The sequence below is a fragment of the Nitrosophilus sp. genome (assembly GCF_982775275.1).
In genome coordinates this window covers 1-3,775 of record NZ_CEXZHP010000149.1, presented here as the reverse complement: position 1 = coordinate 3,775, position 3,775 = coordinate 1, and the positions used below count along the sequence as shown (strand labels likewise).

Here is a 3,775-nt window from a genome sequence, read left to right as displayed (position 1 = left end):
AGCTACAAGCAAGATTTTAGCACAGTATTTGAAGCACAGAGCGAGATGTTTAGAATCGGTGGAGATGCTACCGTTATCTGTTACACAGGTGAGGGTACAAACTTTAACTACTTAATGAAACAGACAGGGGATGTTCTTTATACAGCAAAAGAGGGAACAGGTTGTAGCGATGGTTTGTTTGGTTCAATAGGGTATTTCCATTCACACAACCGCAGAATGAATCTACGTAAAAAACAGAAATAGTCTTGTGGATATAAAAAAATGTTTTATATTTGTGTCATACTAAACAATTAAAAACTCAACGTTATGATTACTACTTACAACTACACAACTAAAAGAGGAAACTTAAAAGAGGTCTTTGACACTAAGGGTTACGTTACATTAACAGCAAACGGAAACCATGTTTACGAGCATCAGTTTTCTACAACAGGTGTTAAGCTTCAAGAGTTGGCATTACAGAAAGAACTTCTAAAGCACAACGTCAGTCACACTAGAACAATAGAGGTTTAATACCTCCCCCCCCTTTCAAATACAAGCCCTGCGATGCGGGGTTTTTTTGTACCTTTATACAGAATTACTAATTTGCTATTTATAGATATGAAGATTACAGTACCCACAGATTTGAGTGAAATAACTTTAGGACAGTTACAAAAGCTGACAGACCTAGAGAACAGCGATAAAGAGAGTACTTTAAAAAAGAAGGAAATCATTGAGCTGCTAACTGGAGTTGATAGAGCAACGTTAGATAGATTCCGTTTAAGCGATTTAGAGAACGTTTACGCAAAGCTTCTACTCATATCAGAGGGTGAACATAAACTTCACAAATTGGTGACGTTAGAAGGGCTGAAATATGGCTTTCACCCAAACCTCTCTAATATAAGCACAGGAGAGTTCGCAGATTTAGACACTTTGTGTCAAGACTTTAATGCAAACCTCCATTTGATAATGGCTGTATTATACAGACCTATTACGTTAGAGGATAGGGGTAAGTATCAAATAGAAGCGTACACCGCAGAAATAGATGAAAGAGCTAGTTTATTCCAAAGGAAACTTCCTGCGAGTGTGGTGAACGGTGCTCTTATTTTTTTTTGGAATTTAGGCAACGACTATTTACTAAATACGATGCAATCTTTGCGGGGGGAAATACAGACCAGAAACAAGCAAACTTCTCTAGTAGATGGGGATGGTACTCAATACTGATGAGTTTATGCGGGGAGGATGTGTTAAAGCTAGACAAAGCGACAGAAATAAATATAAACAAAGCGTTCACGTATTTAAGTTACTTGAAAGATAAAGAGAAGCTAAAAAGATGAAAACATTTAAGGCAATAATAGACCAGTTTGAAAACGTTTGTACAGCTCACAAGCAAATAAATTCCTTTACATTTGGTGACATATTTGAAGTGGATATGACAAATGAAATGAATTTTGCGAAAGCTCATTTAATAGAGCAGTCTGCTACAATTAATAGCAGGGATTTTGTATTCACTTTTGATTTGTTGGTAATGGACTTAGTCGCAGCGGATGGTTCTAACGAAACAGACGTACTGAATGACACGTTCTTAATTTTGGCAGATATATACAGGGAATTTAAGAGTGGTCTGTGTAGGGTTACACCTCATATAGATTCAAGGTTTTATGTAATTAGTGAGGGTATATCTTGCGAACCGTTTACGGATAGGTTTGAAAATTTGCTTTCGGGTTGGAAGGGTTCAATAACGATAACAGTTCCAAGTCATAACAATGCAAGTAACTCACCGATATAATGGAAATCACTAGGGGTGACATTAAAACGCTCCTCAAGGGTATTCGTAGGGAAGAATGGCAGGAAGCTAAAACCAAATGCAAGCAATCTGTTTACAGAAACAAAAAAAAGTACACTCGTAAGAATACAGGATGGCGAAATTCGATAAAATAGCAGTAGAGAAAGCTTTAAAGAAGTTCGGTCATAAGGTTGTTATGAGAGCAGCCTCTTTACTAACTATTAGAAAGCGTGGATATAGTACTGGGAAACTAATGAAGTCTTTAGACTACGATTTAGGAGTAGCAGCAAACTCTATCAGTTTGAAGTTTAGAATGGAAGATTACGGTCTTGCTATAAACGATGGAAGGGGTGCTTCAAAGAGTGGAGGGGGAGGTGCTTTGTTCCCAAAGATTTTAGCATGGGTAAAGCGAAAAGGTTTACGACCTAGAAATAGCAAAGGTCAGTACGAATCATGGAAAAACAAAGCATCGCAGCAACGGGGAATCGCTTTTGCTGTAACTAGAAAAATACATAGATTTGGCTATAAAGGAACGGGATTCTTTAACGATGCTTTCAATGAAAACTTTAAGAAGCTTCCAAAGGATTTAACACAAGCTTTCAAATTAGATTTAGAAAAATACTTAAAACATACAATAGACGAAATAAGTTATGGCAACGATAGTAGCACAACCTAATTACTGGACATTATCTTTAACGAGCACGACATCCCCTGTTTTCAATTTTAAATTCGTGTTGGATATTTGGATTAACGGTACGAAACAAGTAAGATTGAAACAACCTAAAAATTCGGGGGGAGCAGCTCATATCTCTTTTGAAAATATAGTCAAGAATTATATCACACCGACTCACAAGCATGATAATACTGTGACAGGAGCTATCGCTTATGACTCAATACATATCATGCCACAGAACCCCGTTGAAGAGGTTGCTAGTACTATAAAAGATTTTCCATTTAGTGAAAATAATAATTCTTTGAAATTAGTAACATTCAAGTTCTATGAAGAGTATGCAAGTACAGAGGGTGGAGAGATAACTGTAAGCGTTTCAAGTGCTTCACAGATTATATTACCTCTAATAAATTACGCAGACGAATGGGAGGATGCTAAAACGTTTGATGTAACTAAATTCGATTTTGATAGTACGTCAGAACCGTTTGGAAACTTCTTAACGGAGTTACCCTCAACGACAACTAAACCGAATGACACTTTTGGTAGAATACCTCACTTAACAAGTTTCAACGATTATAAGACATTCGCTTTTTTAAACGATTCTACACCGTATTTTAATACTGTAAACGTAATCATGGAGTACAGGTTCTTTGAGGAAGTTCCAAATTCAGATTTAAGTAATGCAGTCGGTATGATTCAACCTTACAATATAGCTGCTTACGGGGGTAGGGCTGCTACTTCTGCTAATACAGCGGGTGAATACCTTATATTCGCAGGAGCAGGGGGTGGAAATGTAAAGAACCTTATATTTGCGCCTTACGGAAGTTATCAACTAACTCCAGAATCGGATGTAAAATATTACACAGTAAGACCGACATCTTCAAATGTTTCTATGGTAGTAGGTATTTCGGCAGGGGATTGTATTATCGGGGGGTTCTATATAATCACCACATCGGGTGATACGGATTGGGTTGCGATGGGCGCTCCAGACAATAATGCATCTACATTCTTTTACGCATCAGCTAACGGAAGCGGAACGGGTGTCTGTTCGGAATTTAAGGCTCCTCAAGTCGGTCAAGAATATTTATTTGAAATCGCTTCTGATAAGAATTGTAACTCCACAAGGTTTGATGAATATACTTTAGCTTGGAAAAACAAATACGGAGCTTGGGATTATTATTTATTTGATGGAGAACACTCAGACTCTAGGAGCTATAAACGAACCGAAAAACAAAACAGGCTCGCAGGGGGTTGGAACGATACTACGTTCACTTTAAATTCCTACGAGGGAGGAAAGGTTCAGTCTGTGAAAGGAACGAAAAAAACGACTATAAATACCCGAT

At 37.6% G+C, this 3,775-nt stretch carries 5 protein-coding genes; all 5 read left to right on the top strand.

Going from position 1 to position 3,775, the window contains the following annotated elements; all coding sequences use genetic code 11:
- The coding region (locus AC30RD_RS07180; protein ID WP_489493738.1) for a hypothetical protein at window positions 1-243 on the top strand (243 nt) is incomplete at its 5' end.
- Window positions 244-597: 354 nt separating this feature from the next.
- Window positions 598-1,200: a hypothetical protein gene (locus tag AC30RD_RS07175; RefSeq protein WP_489493737.1), complete on the top strand. Its 603-nt coding sequence runs from the start codon at window positions 598-600 to the stop codon at window positions 1,198-1,200.
- Between the two features lie 109 nt (window positions 1,201-1,309).
- Window positions 1,310-1,765, top strand: coding sequence for a hypothetical protein (locus AC30RD_RS07170; protein ID WP_489493736.1), 456 nt, complete (start codon window positions 1,310-1,312; stop codon window positions 1,763-1,765).
- A gap of 130 nt (window positions 1,766-1,895) precedes the next feature.
- Entirely contained in the window at window positions 1,896-2,438 is a 543-nt protein-coding gene (locus AC30RD_RS07165) for a hypothetical protein (protein WP_489493735.1), read from the top strand.
- On the top strand, window positions 2,413-3,775 hold a 1,363-nt coding region (locus AC30RD_RS07160), incomplete at its 3' end, for a hypothetical protein (RefSeq protein ID WP_489493733.1). The genes AC30RD_RS07165 and AC30RD_RS07160, both read left to right, overlap by 26 nt.

What these genes read in the sequence shown, in the direction of transcription:
- AC30RD_RS07175 (WP_489493737.1), top strand. Translation starts at nt 598, where the DNA reads ATGAAGATTACAGTACCCACAGATTTGAGTGAAATAACTTTAGGACAG.
- AC30RD_RS07170 (WP_489493736.1), top strand. Translation starts at nt 1,310, where the DNA reads ATGAAAACATTTAAGGCAATAATAGACCAGTTTGAAAACGTTTGTACA.
- AC30RD_RS07165 (WP_489493735.1), top strand. Translation starts at nt 1,896, where the DNA reads ATGGCGAAATTCGATAAAATAGCAGTAGAGAAAGCTTTAAAGAAGTTC.